Source organism: Hyphomicrobium zavarzinii ATCC 27496 (assembly GCF_000383415.1).
Taxonomy (GTDB): domain Bacteria; phylum Pseudomonadota; class Alphaproteobacteria; order Rhizobiales; family Hyphomicrobiaceae; genus Hyphomicrobium_C; species Hyphomicrobium_C zavarzinii.
In genome coordinates this window covers 617,016-635,295 of record NZ_KB911256.1, presented here as the reverse complement: position 1 = coordinate 635,295, position 18,280 = coordinate 617,016, and the positions used below count along the sequence as shown (strand labels likewise).

Genomic DNA, 18,280 nt, shown 5'->3' with positions numbered 1-18,280 from the left:
ACGGGCTTGATATGACCCGCAGGAGCCAGCAAAACCTTCGCGCGATGCGCTGAGCGCCTCGCAGCCCACAACGGGAGAAACTCCAGCCTCGTCCCGGGCCGGATGCGCATTCCGGGATTACACAGTCCATCGGCTCGCCTCATGGTTCTGCGCGACCCTGATGGAGCCTCTCTCAACCTCGTCCGCCGGAGAACGTTTGGGGATGACGACACAACGCTCCGGCAGTCCTCGGCCCAAGACGGCCCCTCCGAGAGCCCCCGGCGAGCCGCCCTACGTGAGCACGCGCCGGCAACGCGCTCCGCGCCCGCGTAGCGCCGCCCTCCAGCGCCTGCTGCGAGGGTTGCATCTTCTCGCGCTGATCGTCGGCCCGGTGGTGCTGCTGTCGCTGGCGGCGGCGGGTATCGGGTATGTGCGGCTGCTGCACGGCCCCATCTCGCTCAAGTCATTCAGTGAGCGGATCGAATCCAGCATCAACGCGGAGCTGGATGGCTTCAAGACCGACATCGACGATGCGGTGATCACGCTTTCCGACGACTACAGGGTGGAGCTCCGGCTCATCAACCTGCGCATCAACGAGGCGGACGGAGACCTCGTGGCGTCGGCGCCGCTGGCTGCCGTGGAGCTCAACAAATCCGCGCTGTGGCAGCTCGATGCGGCGCCCGAGCGGGTCTATCTCATCGAGCCGCGCCTCGCCGTGATCTACACCGAGGCGCAAGGCTTCTCGCTCAGCATCGCCAACACGCCCGCGGCCTCCCCGGACGGGATCGCGCCCGACCGCCCGTCGACACCGCTCGCGCCCTCCTCCACTCCGCCGCCTGCGCAGAGCGGGGGAAGCGCTGCGCAGCCGCTGCCGCCTTCCTTCCACCGCATCGACCTCGCGCGCATTCTTTCTGAAAGCTCCGCTCGCGCCCGGCGCGGCGGCGCAGCGACATCCCGGCTGAGGGAGTTCGGCGTTCGCAACGCCCTCGTCTCCGTCAGCTACAAAGGCGAGATCAGCGACATCAACGTCGTCGAGGCGTCGGTCGATCTCGAGCACATGAAGCGGCGCAGCGTGATCTCGGGAACGGCGACGGTTGCCTCTCCGAAGGGCCCCTGGTCGCTCAGCTTCCGGACCGAGGAGACCGACCGGCGCAACGCGCTCAAGGTCACCACCACGGTGCACGACTTCGTGCCGAGCACGTTCGCCAATATTTCTCCGGCGCTCAGCCTGCTCGACATGTTCGACATGCCGGTCTCGGGACAGCTGACCCTCGCTCTCTCAAGCGGGGGCGATCTCAAGTCCGCCGATCTCGGCCTCGACGTGGGGCGCGGCTTCGTCAGGCTGCCCTCACTCTCCAATACGCCGCTTCTGCTCGACGGCGGGCGGCTCGTCATGCTCTATGACGCCGAGCAGCGCCGTCTCAGCCTGGCGCCTTCGTCGCTGGACTGGGGCGGCAGCCGCATCACGGTCGAGGGAGCGCTGTCGAGCGACCCGGCCGCGGCGGGCGACCCACAGTGGCATTTCGGGCTTCAATCGATCGACGGCGTGCTCGCGGCCGAGGAGTTCGGCGTGGCGCCGATCCCGATCGACAGCTTCAAGGCCACAGGGCGCATCATCCCGAGCGAAGGCCTGCTGCAGCTTTCCGAGCTCTCGCTCAAGGCCGGCGGAGGCGAGGTGACGGCGAACGGCGACATCATCAGCGGCGCCGATAGCCGGAGCACGCGCGTGGAGGCGGCGCTGACGCCAATGCCGCTCTCGACGCTGAAGGCCATGTGGCCGCGCGCTGCCGCTCCCACTGCCCGCTCCTGGGTGGGCACGCAGGTGGACAAGGCCGATCTCAAGGCGGCCTCTCTCAAGATCCTTTCCGGCAAGTTCCTGCAGAACGCCGCGGCATCGGACAACACCCTGCCGCCCACCGCGGGCGAGCGGCTCTCCGCCAGCATCGAGATCAGCAATCTGCGCATGGTGCCCCTGCCGCGCAGCCTGCCGATCGAAGCGGGGCAGGCTCTCATCCGTCTCGAGAACAGCTCGCTCGAGGTCACGGTGCCGGATGCGGCCATCATCGCAAGCCCCACCCAGCAGCTTCCCCTCAAGGGTGTGCGCCTCACGGTGGTGGATGTGACGCACGAGGCGCCGATCGCAGAGCTGGCGCTGAAATCGCAAACGTCGCTTGCGACGCTGATCGAGACGCTCAACCGAAGCCAGCTCAACCTGGCCGGCCAGGGGCCGCTGCCTATCGAGGGCGTGAACGGAAAGGTCGACGGCGAGATCAAGATCTCCATGCCGCTGGTCAGCGGTGCCAGCGTCGTGAAGGCCGAAGGCAAGGCGCGGATCAGCGATCTCAAGGGAAAGAGCAAGGAGCACAGTCTCGACCTGCAGGGCGGCACCATCGACATCAACGTCTCCGACATCGGCGTGATCGCCAAGGGCGACCTGATCATCAACGGCGTGCTCGCGAAGCTCCAGATGCATCGCATCCTCGACGCGCCGCCGGACATGCAGCCGCCGCTGCGGATTTCAGCAACGCTGGACAACTCCGACCGCACGCAACTCGGCCTCGACGTCAACCATCTGGTGCAGGGCGACGTGGCCGTCGAGGTTACCGTGGCGCACAAGCCGGACGACGCGCCGGCCATCCATCTGCGCGCCGATCTCACAAACGCGGAGCTTCTGTTCGACGATCTCGCGTGGCGCAAGGTGCCGGGGCGCATCGCCTCGCTCGAATTCGATGTGGCGAGTTCCGCGCCGGGTACGATCGATCTCAAGAACTTCCGGCTCGTCGGCGACAACATCGCGATCGACGGCTGGCTGACCGTGGACGACAAACGCGAGGTCAGCGAGTTCTATTTCCCGAATTTCTCCATCAACGTCGTGTCGCGTCTCGAGGTTCGGGGAAAGATCAACTCCAAGCGTATCTGGACGATCTCGGCGAAGGGCTCGACGTTCGACGCCAAGGATCTGTTCCGCTCGCTGCTCGCGCTCGGCAACACGACAGACACGGAGATCAAGCCGCTGCATCCGGCGGCGGGCGTGGATTTCACGGCCGAGGTTGACACGGTGCTCGGGCATTCGGACGTCTCGCTGCGCGGCTACAAGATCAAGCTCTCGGAGCGCGACGACCAGATCGTCTCGCTCGATGCGCAGGGAACGCTGGATGGCGGAAAGCCGCTCGTTGCGGTGATGAAGCCCGGCGGGCCGCGCAAGCTCTACGCCGAAAGCACCGACGCGGGGCAAGCCTTCAAGCTGATCGGCTTCTATCCCAACATCCAGGGCGGGCGGCTCAAGCTCGAGGTCAATCTCGAAGCGCGCGGCGCGGCCGAGAAGAGCGGCGTGCTGTGGATCGAGGACTTCCGCGTTCTCGGCGACCCGATCGTTTCCGAGGTGTATTCGAGCGTCGAGGGCAACAGCGGGGCGGCGGACGGCGGCAAGAGGAAGCGCGCCGTCGAGCGCGAGGTGTTCGAGTTCCAGCGCATGAAGGTGCCGTTCTCCGTGGGCCACGGGCAGTTCGTGCTGGATGACTCCTATATTCGCGGGCCGCTGCTCGGCGCCTCCATTCGCGGCAAGGTCGACTACAATGCGCAGCGGGTCAATCTCGGCGGAACCTACGTTCCCTTGCAGGGCATCAACGCCGCCGTGTGCGACATCCCGCTCGTGGGGCCGCTGGTTGCGGGCTTCGACTGCCAGGGCGTGTTCGGCATCACCTATGCCATTCAGGGCTCGATGAGCCAGCCGCAGGTGCTCGTCAATCCGCTGTCGATGTTCACGCCCGGCATCCTGCGCGGCATCATGGAGATGACAAGCCCCAACCCGCAGGTGCAGCCGCTGCGCGAGGAGCAGCGCGCACCGGTCGAGAACCGGGTTCGCGCATCGAGCTCGTCCGCCCGCACCGAGGGCGGGAAGAAAGATGGGATCGACGGCTGGTCGTCTGAGACCACGCCGAGCGGTGGCCAGAAGCAGGGCACGAAGAAGAAGCAACCCTGAGCGCCTCGCCTTGTGTGGATAGACGCGGGCGTATCTGGACCCCGGCCTTCGCCGGGGTGACGTCGGACTTTGCTTGCGCCCGCTCGGTTCTCACCCGCCATGCAGAGGCCACGCCGAGCGGCGCACCTCTCGCAAATCAGGAACAAGACCGGCGAAGAGGCCGCGACGCGACGGACTTAGGCGGGCTTCAGCAGTACGTGCTTCTTCTTACCGAGGGACAGCTTGATGACGCCGTCGGGCGTCAGATCGGCTTCCGACAGCTTGGCCTTCTCGTCGGTGACGACCGTGTCGTTGACCTTGAGACCGCCGCTCTTGATCTGACGGCGCGCCTCGCTGGTGGACGCTACGAGCCCGGCCTCCACGAACTGGCTCAGAAGACCGACTGTGGCCTTGAGATCCGCGAGATTGATGGTGACGGTCGGCAGGCCCGCGGCGGTCGCGCCCTGCTCGAAGGTCTGCTTCGCGGTGAGTGCCGCGGCCTCCGCGTTCTCGCGGCCGTGGATGAGCGCCGTCGCCTCGGTGGCCAGCACCTTCTTGGCCTCGTTGATCTCGGCGCCGCCGAGGGCTGCGAGCTTCGCGATCTCGTCGAGCGGCAGAAGCGTGAAGAGCTTCAGGAAGCGGCCAACGTCGGCGTCCTCGGTGTTGCGCCAGTATTGCCAGTAGTCATAGGCTGAAAGCTGCGCCTCGTTGAGCCAGACGGCGCCGGAGGCGGTCTTGCCCATCTTCGCGCCTGAGGCAGTCGTGAGCAGCGGGCAGGTCAACGCGTAGAGCTGATGCTCGAGGCCCATGCGGCGGCCGAGATCGACACCGGTTACGATGTTGCCCCACTGGTCCGAGCCGCCCATCTGCAGGTTGCAGCCGAAACGGCGCGCGAGAGCCACGAAGTCGTAGGCCTGCAGCAGCATGTAGTTGAACTCGATGAACGACAGCTCCTGCTCGCGCTCGAGGCGGAGCTTGGCGCTGTCCATCGTCAACATGCGGTTCACCGAGAAATGGCGGCCGACATCGCGCAGGAACTCGATGTAGTTGAGCGGCGCGAGCCACTCGGCGTTGTCGAGCATCGCCGCGTCCTTCGGGCCGTCGCCGAACGCGAGGAAGCGGGCGAAGACCTTCTTGATGCTGTCCTTGTTGGCGTCGATCTCCTCGATGGTCCGCATCACGCGGGTCTCGTCCTTGCCGGAGGGATCGCCGATGCGCGTGGTGCCGCCGCCCATCAGGGCGATCGGCTTTCCGGCGCCGGACTTCTGCAACCAGTGCAGCATCATGATCGACAGCAGGTGACCGATGTGCAGGGACGGCGCGGTGCAGTCGTAGCCAACATATGCGACCACCTTTCCGGCGCGGGCGAGAGCGTCGATGCCTTGCGCGTCGGAGGTCTGATGGATAAAGCCTCGGTCGGTAAGGATGTTCAGAAAATCTGATTGGAAATTCGACATGTTGGACTGCGAGGACCTTTTGTTCGCCGCCGGCTTGGTCGCCCGCCCATCGCGAGATCGGGCGATCTCGGGGGCCGGACCGGGTCAACCCGGGGTCGCGGTTTCGGCAGGACCATGCATGAGGAGGGGCGCGTGAGCAAGCGAGAGGGTGAGGTCTGGCGCGCTTTGGGGCTGATGAGCGGCACCTCGCTCGACGGAATCGACGTCGCGGTTATCGAAACCGACGGGGAGAAGATCTACGGCCGGAGCCACGCGGCCACCTATCCCTATTCGGAGGCCTTCCGGGAAAAGCTGCGCGCGGGGCTGGCAGAAGCCGCCACGCTCACGGACCGCGGGGCGCGCCCCGGGCGCCTCCGGATGCTGGAGCAGTACCTCACGGAGCTGCACGCCGAAGCGATCTCGCACTACCTCACGGACCATGAAATCGCGCCCGAGAGCATCGACCTCGTGGGCTTCCATGGGCAGACCGTGTTGCATCGGCCGGAAGCTCGGCTCACGGTGCAGCTCGGCGACGGCGCGTTGCTCGCGCGGCTCGCCGGGCGTCCGGTGGTCTACGACCTGCGCGCGGCCGATGTGGCGGCGGGCGGACAGGGCGCCCCCCTTGCCCCCGTCTATCACCGGGCGCTGGCCGCCGACATTGCCGAGCGGCCCGTCGCGGTTCTCAATCTCGGCGGCGTTGCCAACATCACCTGGATCGGGCGCGACGGAACGCTGATCGCGTTCGACACCGGCCCTGCCTCGGCGATGATCGACGACTGGGTGCAGACGAAGCTCGGCAAGCCGTTCGATGCGGATGGGCGGATCGCGGCAGGAGGCGCGGTGCACGAGTCCATCGTGGCGGACTATCTGCGTCATCCCCACTTCGCCGAGTTGCCGCCGAAGTCTCTCGACCGCAATGCCTTCAGCCTCGATGCCGTCGCGCACCTGTCTCCCGAGGACGGCGCCGCCACGCTCGCGGCATTCACGGCCGCCTCCATCGCGCAGTCGCTTTCGCACCTGCCCGAGCCGCCGCAACTGCTGGTGATCTCGGGCGGAGGACGGCGCAACGACACGATGGTCGCCATGATCGCGCAGCGAACCGGAATCGACATCCAGCACGCCGAGGACTTCGGGATCGACGGCGACGGGGTGGAGGCGGAGGCGTGGGCCTTTCTGGCCGTGCGGAGCGCACTCGGCCTTCCGATCACGTTTCCGGGCACCACGGGCGTATCCGGGCCGCTGACCGGCGGCGTGCGGGCGGACCCGGCCTAGGCAAAACGGGCCTTTGGGCGCCTTCCCCTCCGCGTTGCATGGCCTTGCATGGTTGACGCGGATCAGGCCATGCTCGGCCCGTTCAGGACGGGTTTGTTTTCTGCAGACACTGGGGGATCGGCGCGATGAGCGGCCTGTTGGCACTCTTAGACGACGTTGTGGCTTTGGCGAAGGTCGCGGCGGTGACGCTCGACGATGCCGTGGGACAGGCGGCCAAGGTCGGCACCAAGGCGGCCGGCGTGGTGATCGACGACGCGGCTGTCACCCCGCGTTACGTCACGGGCTTTGCCGCCAAGCGCGAGCTGCCGATCATCGGGCGGATCGCACTCGGCTCGCTCAAGAACAAGCTCGTCTTCCTGCTTCCGGCGGCGCTGCTGCTCTCGGTTTTCCTGCCGTCAGCCATCACGCCGCTGCTGATGCTCGGCGGCCTCTATCTTGCCTACGAAGGCTTCGAGAAGGTGCTGCATTGGGTGACGGGCCCGTCCGGCACCCACGCAGCGGTCGAGAAGGTCGCCGCGCTCGACGACAAGGCGCTCGAGGAGCAGAAGATTGCGGGCGCGATCCGCACCGACTTCATCCTTTCCGCCGAGATCATGGCCATCGCGCTCGCCAACATCACGGTGCCGGATCTGGTGACGAAGGCGATCGTTCTCGCCGCCGTCGCGATCCTGATCACGGGCGCGGTGTACGGCGCGGTTGCGCTGATCGTGAAGGCTGACGACTTCGGCGTGGCCCTCGCCCGCCGCAACGGCTTCCTCTCCGGTCCCGTGGGGCGCGCGCTGGTATACGGCATGCCGCCGTTCCTGCAGGTGCTGAGTGTGGTCGGCACGCTCGCCATGCTGTGGGTCGGCGGCGGCATTCTGGTGCACGGGCTTCAGGAGTATGGCGTCAGCGAGCCCGAGCACTGGCTGCACGCTCTATCCGAGGGCGTCGGCTCCGTCATTCCGGTGGCCAGCGGCGTATTCGCGTGGCTCGCCAGCGCGACCGGGGCAGCCATCATCGGCCTCGTCGCGGGCGCGCTCACGGCGATCGTCGTGAAGATCGTCAGCGTGCCTTTCGCAGGCTCGAATGCCTGACCGGGGCTCGTGCGCCGCTCACTCGTTTCGCTGGGACGGCGCCGCGGCGCCGTCCACGAACAGCGACGCCACCACGAGCAGGAAGAACATGATGTGGCCCATGATCTCGAGGTTTTCCTCGAACAGATCATTGGTGATGCCGGCCGGCAGCAGCGAATCCCAGATCCGCCGATCGAAGGTCTTGCTGACGGCATACGTCCACAGCATCGACATCAGGATGGTCACGACCACCTTGTTGGAGATGAAGGGCTCCAGGCGATCGCGCGCAAAGGAGGCCCATCCGATCAGCAGGACGATGGCGATATAGAAGCCGGTGTTGGTGCCCTGGAAGTGCAGCTCCCGCAGGAAGAGGGCCAGCGCGAACAGGGCCAGCCACTTGTAGTAGACGCGGGGTCTCGTGGCGGCGAGCCCTGCCGCGATCACCAGCGGAACGGCCAGGATGATCGGAGAGGTTATCTCCGCCGTCTCTTTCGAGAGATAGGGGGCGACGGCCGGCAATGTGTTGAGCAGATAGATCACCACCGCGCCGAGCGCGGGAACCAGCAGAACCCAGGGTGGCGTCGTCCGCAGAATTCGAGCCGCGGTCTCCGTATGCCAGGCAATCTGGCCGCCTGCTCGTCCCAGCATGACCCCTCCGTCGATCGGCTACACGCCGCCGCCAGTTGGCCGCGCAGCATGCGGAGCGTCAAGCTCTCGTGACGGATCATTGACTTACAAATCCGTACAGGATTCTGCAGACTGGAGGACAGGCGGCTCTCGATCCTCGACGACATATCGCCGTTTCCGGCGCAGGCTCACACCGGCATTACCGCCGCCACCACCACGACATCCAGCGCATCCAGACAGTCCACGGCCACATCATCGAGCGGGCCGCAGCGTGGGTTTCTTCCACCGGATCCGCAGGCGGGGCTGTCCGGCGCAGAAGAAACCATCCGGCAAGGAAGCCGCCGATGTGCGCCCACCAGGCGATGCCGCCCGCGCCCGACGGCAACGCGAGCGAGCCCGCCGCCTGCATGATCTGGGTGAGGAACCAGAGACCGGCGAAGGCGAGCGCGGGCATCATGAAGAAGATCGGAATGAAGGCGATGGGCTGGAGGATGTTCACCCACGCGTAAGGAAAGCGGCGCGCATAAGCGGCGATCACGCCTGCGATCGCGCCGGACGCTCCGAGGGTGGGCACCGCCGAGGAGAAATTGAAAATGACATGCACGACCGCGGCCGCAATGCCGGAGAGCAGATAGAGCAGCACGAAGCGGCCGGAGCCGAGCCGGTCCTCCAGCGCGGGGCCGAAGACCCAGAGCGTCCAGAGATTGGACGCGATGTGGAGGATGCCGCCATGCAGGAACATGCTGGTGATGACGGGCGTGAGGTCGAAGCGGGCGACGCCGTGCGTCTCGGCCCATGCGCTACCCGTATAGCGCGCGGGCACCAGTGCGTAGTGGGTGAGGAACGTCTCCGCAGCCTGCTGAGACAGGCTCATCTGGTAGAGAAACGCCGCTACGCAGAGCCCGACGATGGAGAGTGTCGCCCAGGGGCGGGCCGTGTAGGGGATGGTGTTGTTCGTCGGGATCACGAGCGGCCTCGGAGAGCAGCGAAACGCATGATGCGCCCGATGCTATCCGAAGGGAACTCGCGCGCCAACGCGGCGCAGTGTGCGCAGCTTTCGGCGGTGGCGCGGATGTAAGGGCGACTACTCGTCGTCGCCGTCTTCGACCTCAGCGACGCCGCTGCTCGCTTCCTCGCGCTCACGCTCACGCTCGCGCTCGCGGGCTGCCTCGCGCTCCTTCTCGCGCTCCTTCTGGCTCTCGCGGTCGGCGAGGGCCTTCGCAAGGCGCATGTCGAGATAGCCGCCGACGACCGTCTCCAGCTCCTCGGTCTTGTTCTCGAAGAAGTGGTTCGCGCCGGGGATGATCTCGTGGTCGATCTTGATGCCACGCTGCGTCTTGAGCTTGCCGGTGAGCTCCGCCACCGAGTTCGAAGGCACGACGCGATCCTTGTCGCCGTTGACCATCAGGCCGGAAGACGGACAGGGAGCGAGAAACGAGAAGTCATAGAGGTTCGACGGCGGCGCCACGCAGATGAAACCGTCCACCTCGGGCCGGCGCATCAGGAGCTGCATCGCGATCCAGGTGCCGAACGAGACGCCCGCGATCCAGCAGTACTTCGCGTCGGGCTTCACGGTCTGGAGCCAGTCGAGCGCGGAGGCTGCATCGGCAAGCTCGCCGGGGCCGCCATCCCAGAAGCCCTGACTGCGGCCGACGCCGCGGAAATTGAAGCGGAGGACCGAAAAGCCCCGCTGCGCGAACGTGTAATACAGGCTGTAGACGACCTGATTGTTCATCGTCCCGCCGAACTGCGGATGGGGATGCAGGATGAGCGCGATGGGGCTATCGCTGGCCGGCTCGTGGTGGTAGCGGGCCTCGATACGGCCCGCAGGCCCATTAATGATCAGCTCGGGCATAGGTCCTGCTCGCTATTTTAGCTCTATTTAGAAGGGGTTGCTGGGGTCTGAAGGGCGCCCATTGGCCTGCGACAACGCGTGTTATCCAAAGTTCACGACATCGTGCCCAAGAGAATGCTTGATTTCCCCGCTCGGAATTTTCATATTCCGCTTACAATTTAGAACAGTTCGAAAGTGTGCCGTCGTCGGCTCAGTTTTCGACTGCACCCAGCGCGTCGCGTCTCCTTAGCACACGTGGGGTGGTTGGTTGCAAGCGGTATGCGCCGTATCGCGGCGCGTTCAAGGTTGGTGGAGCCGATGGAACTCAACACACGAGGCCGTTACGCAGTGATGGCCATGGCCGATCTCGCCAAGCACGGCAACGGCGGCTCGGTGCCGCTTTCGGCCGTCGCTCAGCGCCAACAGATCTCGCTCGACTATCTGGAGCAGCTTTTCCTGAAGCTCCGCCGCGCGGGGCTCGTGGAAAGTCTGCGCGGCCGGCACGGAGGCTACAAGCTCGGGCGTCCGGCCGCCGACATCTACGTGGCGGAGATCATGAACGCCGTGGAGGAAGGCACGCGCATGACGCGCTGCTTCGGCGAGCAGGCTGCGGGCTGCCTGGGCGAGAGCCGCTGCCTGACGCACAATCTCTGGACCGCACTCGGCGACCAGATCGAAACGTTTCTCGCGAGCGTAAGCCTCAACGACGTGGTGGACGGCATGTCGCGCTTTGCTGCGCCACGCGCGCCTTCACGCGCAACCGCCGTCGCCGCTCTCGAAACCGGATTGGAGAGACCCGCGCAGTGACCTCGGCGCGCACATACCTCGACTACAACGCATCGGCCCCGCTGAGGCCCGAAGCCCGCGCGGCCGTGATCGCGTCTCTCGATCAGTTCGGCAACGCCTCCTCCGTGCATGTGGAGGGCCAGCGCGCCCGGGCCCTGATCGATGATGCGCGCGAAGCCGTTGCGCGGCTGGTCAATGCCAAGCCGGCCGAGGTGGTGTTCACGAGCGGGGCGACGGAAGCAAACACCTGGGCGCTTTCCGGACCCTGGAAGGCGATCGCGCTTGCCGGCATCGAGCACGACTCGGTGCGTGCGCCCGCCGCGCAGATCGCGGCCTCACGCGGCGCATCGGTCATCGACGTGCCGGTCTCGGCGGACGGCATTGCCGACTACAAGGCGGCCAAGCTCATCCCCGGCACCCTTCTCGCGTTGCAGCTCGCCAACAACGAGACGGGCGTTCTGCAGGACGTGACGAAAGCGGCCCTGTGGGCGCTCGAAAACGGCGTGCACATCCACACGGACGCGGTGCAGGCTCCAGGCCGCATCGCCATCGATTTCTGCACGCTGGGCGCGACGACGATGAGCCTTTCGGCGCATAAGATCGGCGGACCGAAGGGGGTTGGCGCGCTGGTGATCAGCGGGAGTACGCCGCTGCCGCCGCTGTTCGCGGGAGGCGGCCAGGAGGGCCGGCGGCGCGCGGGCACGGAGAACGTCGCTGCGATCGCAGGCTTCGGCGCGGCGGCACGGGCGGCGCTGACGGACCTCGAAGATGCGTCGCGCCTCACCGCACTCAGAGATACGCTCGAACGCGAGGTGCTGCGGGCGACGCCCGGGGCGGTGGTGATCGGCGCGGGGGCTCCCCGCCTGCCGAACACATCCTCGATCGCGCTTCCGGGTATCTCCGCTGAAACCCTCGTCATCAAGCTTGACCTAATGGGTTTGGCGGTGAGCGCGGGTGCGGCATGCTCATCGGGCAAGGTGGGACAGAGCCACGTGCTCTCGGCGATGGGGCTTCCGCCCGAAATCGCGGGCAGCGCGATCCGGGTCAGCCTCGGACCCGGGTCTACGGAGAAGGATATCGCGGCGTTCATCGCCGCATGGAAACGGATTCACGGCGGCGCATCGCTTGCGGCCTAGATAGGCCGCTCAGGCAGACCGCTTAGATTAGGCCCATGAGTGACCTCATGGGTTTCGAGCTTCGAAGATACGGCGCGGCCTCGGCGGGCCGCACGCAATTGGGTGGATGGAATGGCAGCAGTTCAAGAGACGATCGACCAGGTCAAGAAGATCGATGTCGATCAGTACAAGTACGGCTTCGAGACCAAGATCGAGTCGATCAAGGCGCCGAAGGGCCTCAACGAGGACATCGTCCGCTTCATCTCGGAGCGGAAGGGCGAGCCCCAGTGGATGCTCGACTGGCGGCTCGAGGCCTACGCGCGCTGGCGGAACATGACCGAACCTACCTGGGCGAAGGTCAGCTATCCGAAGATCGACTTCGAGAACCTCTACTACTACTCGGCTCCCAAGGGCACGGAAGGCCCGAAGAGCCTCGACGAGGTCGATCCGGAGCTGATCCGCACCTACGAGAAGCTCGGCATCCCGCTCAAGGAGCGTGAGATCCTGGCTGGCGTGCAGGGTGCGCGCGTGGCCGTAGACGCCGTGTTCGACAGCGTGTCTGTCGTGACGACCTTCAAGGAAGAGCTTGCCAAGGCCGGTGTCATCTTCTGCCCGATCTCGGAAGCCATCCGCGAGCATCCGGAGCTGGTGAAGAAGTACCTCGGCTCGGTTGTGCCGCAGGGCGACAACTTCTACGCCGCCCTCAACTCGGCCGTGTTCTCCGATGGCTCGTTCGTCTACGTGCCGGAGGGTGTGCGCTGCCCGATGGAGCTTTCGACGTACTTCCGCATCAACGAGCGCAACACGGGCCAGTTCGAGCGCACGCTCATCATCGCCGACAAGGGCTCGCACGTCTCCTACCTCGAAGGCTGCACGGCGCCGACGCGCGACGAGAACCAGCTTCATGCTGCGGTTGTGGAACTGATCGCGCTGGACGATGCCGAGATCAAGTACTCGACCGTGCAGAACTGGTATCCCGGCGACAAGGACGGCAAGGGCGGCGTCTATAACTTCGTGACCAAGCGCGGCGACTGCCGCGGCCACAGCTCGAAGATCTCCTGGACGCAGGTGGAGACCGGATCGGCGATCACCTGGAAGTATCCCTCGTGCATCCTGCGCGGCGACAACAGCCGCGGCGAGTTCTACTCGATCGCGATCTCGAACGGGCGCCAGCAGGTGGACAGCGGAACGAAGATGATCCACCTCGGCAAGAACTCGTCCTCCCGCATCATCTCGAAGGGCATCGCGGCCGGGCACTCGCAGAACACCTATCGCGGGCTCGTCTCGGCGCATCGCAAGGCAACGGGCGCGCGCAACTTCACCAACTGCGACTCGCTGCTCATCGGCGACAAGTGCGGGGCACATACCGTGCCCTACATCGAGGCCAAGAACTCGAGCGCGCATTTCGAGCACGAGGCGACCACGTCCAAGATCTCCGAGGACATGCTGTTCTACTGCATGCAGCGCGGACTCTCTCAGGAAGAAGCGGTGGCGCTCGTCGTGAACGGGTTCGTGCGCGACGTGCTTCAGCAGCTCCCGATGGAGTTCATGGCCGAGACGCAGAAGCTGATCGGCGTCTCGCTCGAAGGCAGCGTGGGATAACGGCGCGACGACACGAGACCGGAATTTACGGCCGACGGCAGGCCGAACAGAAGTGACTGAGGTAAGAAGAATGCTCGAGATCAAGAACCTGCATGTGAAGCTCGAAGACGAGGACAAGGAGATCCTCAAGGGACTCTCGCTTACCGTGCCGAAGGGCGAGGTGCACGCCATCATGGGCCCGAACGGCTCCGGCAAATCGACGCTTGCGCACGTGCTTGCCGGACGCGACGGCTACGAGGTGACGAGCGGCGAACTCAACTGGAACGGTGAGAGCCTGATCGACATGGAGCCGGACGAGCGCGCCGCCAAGGGCGTGTTCCTCGCGTTCCAGTATCCGATGGAGATTCCGGGCGTCGCGGGGCTCACGTTCCTGCGGACGGCCGCAAACGCCGTGCGCAAGAAGCGGGGCGAAGCCGAGCTTTCCACACCCGATTTCATGAAGCTCGTGCGCAGCAAGGCGGAGACGCTCAAGATCGACACGGAGATGCTGAAGCGTCCCGTGAACGTCGGCTTCTCGGGCGGCGAGAAGAAGCGCGCCGAGATCCTGCAGATGGCGGTTCTCGAGCCTACGCTCTGCGTGCTCGACGAAACGGACAGCGGCCTCGACATCGACGCGCTCAAGATCGTCTCCGACGGCGTCAACGCGCTGCGCAGCCCCGACCGCGCGATGCTCGTGATCACGCACTATCAGCGCCTCCTCAACTACATCGTTCCCGATCGCGTGCACGTGCTCGCGAACGGCAAGATCCAGGCGTCGGGCGGCAAGGAGCTAGCTCTCGAACTCGAGAAGGCCGGCTATGCGGCTTACCAGGGCAAGGCGGCGTGACGATGAGCGTGGCCCAACCCATCAAGGCTCAGACCACGGGGCGACCCATGACTGTGCAAGTTCTCAAGACGAAGGCGGAGACCTCGCTCGTCGAGGCTTTCGCGGCCGTCGAAGCGCACCTGCCGGGCGGCGACTGGCTGCGCCAGCTTCGCCGTGCCGCGATCGGTGCGTTCCAGGCCGAGGGGCTGCCGCACCGGCGCGTCGAGGAATGGAAATTCACGGATCTGCGCGCGCTGATGCGAGAGGCGTTTCCGCTTGCTAAGGCCGCGGCCGGCGCGGCGCCGGCGCTCGACGCCGTCGCCAAGAACGCGCTGCCGGGAGCCGACCTTTCGAAGTCCGCCGTGCTGTTCGTTGATGGCGCGGGCGTCGCGGAGCGCGGCATTTCCGAGGTCTCGGAAGCGGCTAGTCCCTTCCTCACCAAGCTCATCGATCATCCGCCGGCCTGGCTCGAAAGCGAGGTCTCGGAGGTGAGCGGGCATGTGGGCGACGGCGCGCTGGCGCTCAACACCGCCCTGTTCTCGGACGGGGCCGTGCTCGACATCGCCGACGGCCGCGAGATCGAGACGCCGATCGCGCTTCTCTTCTCCGATGCCGACACCACGCCCCGCACGGTCGTCACCCGTAACGTGGTGCGCGTCGGCAAGGGCGCGAAGGTCGTTCTCGTCGAATGCCATGTGGTTTCCGAGGGGCCGCGTCAGGCGAATACGCTCACGCAGCTCGTCGTCGGTGACGAGGCGGAGGTCGTGCACGTCAAGCTCGTCATCTCGCGCGCCGGTTCGATCCATTTGGGGCGCACGGTCGCGCGGCTCGGCAAGTCGTCGAGCTACCGGCCGTTCCAGCTCGTGGCTGGAGACGGCGTGGTGCGCAACGATCTCTCGGTGACGTTCGGTGGCCAGCACGCCACGTTCGATCTCGGCGGAGCGCTGCTCACGAACGGCAACGGGCACGCCGATACGACGCTGGTCGTCGATCACGCTGTGCCCCATTGCACGAGCCGCGAGCTCATCAAGTGCGTGCTCGCCGACCAGTCGCGCGGGGTGTTCCAGGGCAAGGTGATCGTGCGCCCGGACGCACAGAAGACCGACGGCAAGCAGATGGCGCAGGCGCTCATGCTTTCGCCGGATGCGGAATTCGACAGCAAGCCGGAGCTCGAAATCTACGCCGACGACGTGGTCTGCGGCCACGGCACAACGTCGGCCGAGATCGATCCCGAGCTGATCTTCTATCTCCGCTCGCGAGGCATTCCGCTGGCGGAAGCGCAGGCGATGCTCGTCGAAAGCTTCATCGGCGAGGCCATCGACAAGGCGGAGCCGGACGTGGTGCAGGATGCGTTTCGTACCCTTGCGCGCCAATGGCTCGCCGGACACGCGCGGCCGCTCAAGAGCTAGCGCCGATCGCCAGGAGAAGGACGACACGATGACAACGGCTACGCGCGATCAGCCCCATCCGACCCGCGCCAACACCGCGTTCTTCGACGTAGAGCGGGTGCGCACGGACTTCCCGATCCTCTATCGGGACATCTACGGGAAGCCGCTCGTCTATCTCGACAACGGCGCGTCGGCGCAGAAGCCGCTGCCGGTGATCGAGGCGATGGATCACGCCTATCGCTTCGAGTACGCCAACGTTCATCGTGGCCTTCATTTTCTCTCCAACACGGCGACGCAGCGGTTCGAGGAAGCGCGCGAAACCGTGCGCCGCTTCCTCAACGCGCCCTCGACCGAAGAGATCATCTTCACGCGCAACGCGACGGGCGCCATCAATCTCGTCGCCTCCTCGTTCGGCGCGCTCGAGATCGGCGAAGGCGACGAGATCGTGCTCTCCATCATGGAGCATCATTCGAACATCGTGCCCTGGCACTTCCATCGGGAGCGCAAGGGCGCGGTGCTCAAGTGGGCCCCGATCTCGGATACGGGCGAGTTCCTGATCGACGAGTTCGAGCGCCTGCTCACGGCGCGCACGAAGATCGTGGCGCTCACTCACATGTCCAACGTGCTCGGCACCGTCGTGCCGATCAAGGAGGTCATCGAAATCGCGCACGCGCGCGGCATTCCGGTGCTGGTGGATGGAAGCCAGGCGGCCGTGCACATGCCGATCGACGTGCAGGACTTGGACGCGGACTTCTACGTGTTCACCGGGCACAAGACGTATGGCCCTTCCGGCATCGGCGTGCTCTACGGCAAGAAGAAGTATCTCGACATGATGCCCCCCTACGAAGGCGGCGGCGACATGATCGAGGTGGTCGAGGTGGACCGTGTCACCTATGCCAAGCCTCCGCACCGCTTCGAGGCGGGAACACCGGCCATCGTCGAGGCTGTGGGTCTCGGCGCCGCGCTCTCCTACATGATGCAGGTGGGCCGCGACCGGATCGCGCGACACGAGGCCGAGATCGGCGCCTATGCAGCCGAGCTGCTCTCCGACATTCCAGGCCTCACCATTCACGGCACGGCCAAGGACAAGGGCGCGATCGTCTCCTTCTCGATCGACGGGCTGCATCCGCACGACATCGCCACCATCATCGACCGGTCGGGAATCGCGGTGCGGGCCGGCCACCATTGCGCCCAGCCGCTGATGGAGCGGCTCGGGGTGTCGGCGACCTGCCGAGCCTCCTTCGCAATGTACAACACCCGGCAGGAAGTGGACGCGCTGGCCGCTGCCTTGCGGCGGGCCAAAGACTTCTTTGCGTGACGAGCGAGTGAGGCACAGGAAATGAGCGAGCTCGAGACACAGGATACGACGACGCCGGCCGAGGCGAGCGTGCCGGAGACCACCGCTCCGGCCGAGGTCTCCGCCTTGCCGCCGGAAGAGCTGGACAGGCTGACGACCGATATCGTGGCTGCCCTCAAGACCGTCTACGATCCCGAGATTCCGGCCGACATCTACGAGCTGGGGCTGATCTACAAGATCGACATCAACGACGACCGGGAGGTCGCGATCGAGATGACGCTCACGGCGCCGGGATGCCCGGTTGCAGGTGAAATGCCGATCTGGGTCGAGGACGCCGTCAACGCCGTTCCCGGCGTCAGCGGAACGAAGGTGAAGCTCACGTTCGATCCGCCCTGGGATCAAAGCCGCATGTCGGACGAGGCGCGGCTGGCACTGAATATGTTCTAAACATTCCAGGAATCGGCGGATCGCCGCCGGGCCTGCCGGGCGCCCATCTCGTAAATTGATCCATGTCACGCTATATTGGGATCGTGTGACCATCCAAAGCGGATGTTGACCTCCGGAAGCACGGGCGAACCAGGACGCGCGCACAGATGACCGACCAGACCACTTCAGCCCCCCGCCGGCCCCGGCCGAAGGTGATGACGCTGACGCCTCGCGCCGCCGAGCGCGTACGGGCGATCATGGCCTCGAAGGGACCCGACGTCGCGGGTCTCAAGATCGGGATCAAGAAGGGCGGCTGCGCGGGCATGGAATACACGATGAGCTGGACCGACACCGTCGGAAAGTTCGACGAGACCGTCGAGCAGGACGGTGCGCGTGTCATCATCGATCCGCAGGCCGTCCTCTACCTGCTCGGCACCGAGATGGACTACAAGACCGACAAGCTCTCGGCCACGTTCGTTTTCAACAACCCGAACCAGAAGGGCGCCTGCGGCTGCGGCGAGAGCGTGAACCTCGTGCCGGCCGGAAAGTCCGAGCTCGAAGCCCTCAACGACTGAGCGGCCTGCGCAAGAGCCCAGGGTTAGCTATCCGTTTCCTCCCGTCGCCTTTTGCAACGCGCCCTGTCAGTTCCGGCGCGCGATGCTCTGTTTCGACCTCAAACACGACAGTACACGTCAGG

At 65.7% G+C, this 18,280-nt stretch carries 15 protein-coding genes; 11 read left to right on the top strand and 4 right to left on the bottom strand.

What is annotated here, in order from left to right:
* Nucleotides 1-202: 202 nt before the first annotated feature.
* A complete protein-coding gene (locus F812_RS22935) occupies nt 203-3,961 on the top strand; it encodes a YhdP family protein (RefSeq protein WP_198011148.1) in 3,759 nt (1,252 codons plus the stop codon).
* Nucleotides 3,962-4,137: 176 nt separating this feature from the next.
* On the opposite strand, the gene tyrS is transcribed toward F812_RS22935, so the two are convergent.
* Nucleotides 4,138-5,397: a tyrosine--tRNA ligase gene (tyrS, locus tag F812_RS0106990; protein ID WP_020085250.1), complete on the bottom strand. Its 1,260-nt coding sequence runs from the start codon at nt 5,395-5,397 to the stop codon at nt 4,138-4,140.
* 132 nt (nt 5,398-5,529) lie between these two features.
* On the opposite strand from tyrS, the gene F812_RS0106985 reads away from it, so the two are divergent.
* Both F812_RS0106985 and F812_RS0106980 read left to right on the top strand, forming a co-directional pair.
* Nucleotides 5,530-6,648: an anhydro-N-acetylmuramic acid kinase gene (locus F812_RS0106985; protein ID WP_342446741.1), complete on the top strand. Its 1,119-nt coding sequence runs from the start codon at nt 5,530-5,532 to the stop codon at nt 6,646-6,648.
* Between the two features lie 125 nt (nt 6,649-6,773).
* Nucleotides 6,774-7,724, top strand: a complete 951-nt coding sequence (locus tag F812_RS0106980; RefSeq protein ID WP_040497931.1) for a DUF808 domain-containing protein — start codon at nt 6,774-6,776, stop codon at nt 7,722-7,724.
* A gap of 18 nt (nt 7,725-7,742) precedes the next feature.
* Here the strand turns inward: F812_RS0106980 and F812_RS0106975 are convergent, their stop codons facing one another.
* From F812_RS0106975 to F812_RS0106960, 3 genes are all read right to left on the bottom strand, one after another.
* The gene (locus F812_RS0106975) at nt 7,743-8,351 is read right to left on the bottom strand and encodes a hypothetical protein (protein ID WP_020085247.1); all 609 of its coding nucleotides are present in this window, start codon (nt 8,349-8,351) and stop codon (nt 7,743-7,745) included.
* 178 nt (nt 8,352-8,529) lie between these two features.
* Nucleotides 8,530-9,297 carry a rhomboid family intramembrane serine protease gene (locus F812_RS22930; RefSeq protein ID WP_020085246.1) on the bottom strand — a complete coding sequence of 256 codons (768 nt, stop codon included), beginning with the start codon at nt 9,295-9,297 and terminating at the stop codon, nt 8,530-8,532.
* Between the two features lie 117 nt (nt 9,298-9,414).
* Nucleotides 9,415-10,185, bottom strand: a complete 771-nt coding sequence (locus F812_RS0106960; RefSeq protein ID WP_020085245.1) for an alpha/beta hydrolase — start codon at nt 10,183-10,185, stop codon at nt 9,415-9,417.
* A gap of 297 nt (nt 10,186-10,482) precedes the next feature.
* Here F812_RS0106960 and F812_RS0106955 point away from each other — a divergent pair, with 297 nt between their 5' ends.
* From F812_RS0106955 to F812_RS0106920, 8 genes are all read left to right on the top strand, one after another.
* Entirely contained in the window at nt 10,483-10,971 is a 489-nt protein-coding gene (locus tag F812_RS0106955) for an Rrf2 family transcriptional regulator (RefSeq protein WP_040497930.1), read from the top strand.
* The gene (locus tag F812_RS0106950; protein WP_020085243.1) at nt 10,968-12,086 is read left to right on the top strand and encodes a cysteine desulfurase family protein; all 1,119 of its coding nucleotides are present in this window, start codon (nt 10,968-10,970) and stop codon (nt 12,084-12,086) included. The genes F812_RS0106955 and F812_RS0106950 overlap by 4 nt, the downstream gene beginning before the upstream one ends.
* Nucleotides 12,087-12,197: 111 nt before the next feature.
* Nucleotides 12,198-13,667, top strand: a complete 1,470-nt coding sequence (sufB, locus tag F812_RS0106945) for a Fe-S cluster assembly protein SufB (protein WP_020085242.1) — start codon at nt 12,198-12,200, stop codon at nt 13,665-13,667.
* Nucleotides 13,668-13,737: 70 nt separating this feature from the next.
* Nucleotides 13,738-14,493 carry a Fe-S cluster assembly ATPase SufC gene (gene sufC / locus F812_RS0106940; protein ID WP_020085241.1) on the top strand — a complete coding sequence of 252 codons (756 nt, stop codon included), beginning with the start codon at nt 13,738-13,740 and terminating at the stop codon, nt 14,491-14,493.
* A gap of 47 nt (nt 14,494-14,540) precedes the next feature.
* Nucleotides 14,541-15,881, top strand: coding sequence for a Fe-S cluster assembly protein SufD (gene sufD / locus F812_RS0106935; protein ID WP_026867916.1), 1,341 nt, complete (start codon nt 14,541-14,543; stop codon nt 15,879-15,881).
* Nucleotides 15,882-15,909: 28 nt separating this feature from the next.
* A complete protein-coding gene (locus F812_RS0106930) occupies nt 15,910-17,178 on the top strand; it encodes a cysteine desulfurase (RefSeq protein WP_051113785.1) in 1,269 nt (422 codons plus the stop codon).
* 21 nt (nt 17,179-17,199) lie between these two features.
* On the top strand, nt 17,200-17,604 hold the full coding sequence (locus tag F812_RS0106925; RefSeq protein ID WP_020085238.1) for an SUF system Fe-S cluster assembly protein: 405 nt from the start codon (nt 17,200-17,202) through the stop codon (nt 17,602-17,604).
* A 146-nt stretch (nt 17,605-17,750) separates the two neighbouring features.
* Entirely contained in the window at nt 17,751-18,158 is a 408-nt protein-coding gene (locus tag F812_RS0106920; RefSeq protein ID WP_245257637.1) for a HesB/IscA family protein, read from the top strand.
* Nucleotides 18,159-18,280: the final 122 nt, after the last annotated feature.

Coding starts and splice junctions, on each gene's coding strand:
- F812_RS22935 (WP_198011148.1), top strand. CDS start 203: ATGACGACACAACGCTCCGGCAGTCCTCGGCCCAAGACGGCCCCTCCG.
- F812_RS0106955 (WP_040497930.1), top strand. CDS start 10,483: ATGGAACTCAACACACGAGGCCGTTACGCAGTGATGGCCATGGCCGAT.
- sufD (WP_026867916.1), top strand. CDS start 14,541: ATGACTGTGCAAGTTCTCAAGACGAAGGCGGAGACCTCGCTCGTCGAG.
- F812_RS0106960 (WP_020085245.1), bottom strand. CDS start 10,185: ATGCCCGAGCTGATCATTAATGGGCCTGCGGGCCGTATCGAGGCCCGC.
- tyrS (WP_020085250.1), bottom strand. CDS start 5,397: ATGTCGAATTTCCAATCAGATTTTCTGAACATCCTTACCGACCGAGGC.
- F812_RS0106920 (WP_245257637.1), top strand. CDS start 17,751: ATGACCGACCAGACCACTTCAGCCCCCCGCCGGCCCCGGCCGAAGGTG.
- F812_RS0106930 (WP_051113785.1), top strand. CDS start 15,910: ATGACAACGGCTACGCGCGATCAGCCCCATCCGACCCGCGCCAACACC.
- sufB (WP_020085242.1), top strand. CDS start 12,198: ATGGCAGCAGTTCAAGAGACGATCGACCAGGTCAAGAAGATCGATGTC.
- F812_RS0106975 (WP_020085247.1), bottom strand. CDS start 8,351: ATGCTGGGACGAGCAGGCGGCCAGATTGCCTGGCATACGGAGACCGCG.
- F812_RS0106925 (WP_020085238.1), top strand. CDS start 17,200: ATGAGCGAGCTCGAGACACAGGATACGACGACGCCGGCCGAGGCGAGC.
- F812_RS0106980 (WP_040497931.1), top strand. CDS start 6,774: ATGAGCGGCCTGTTGGCACTCTTAGACGACGTTGTGGCTTTGGCGAAG.
- sufC (WP_020085241.1), top strand. CDS start 13,738: ATGCTCGAGATCAAGAACCTGCATGTGAAGCTCGAAGACGAGGACAAG.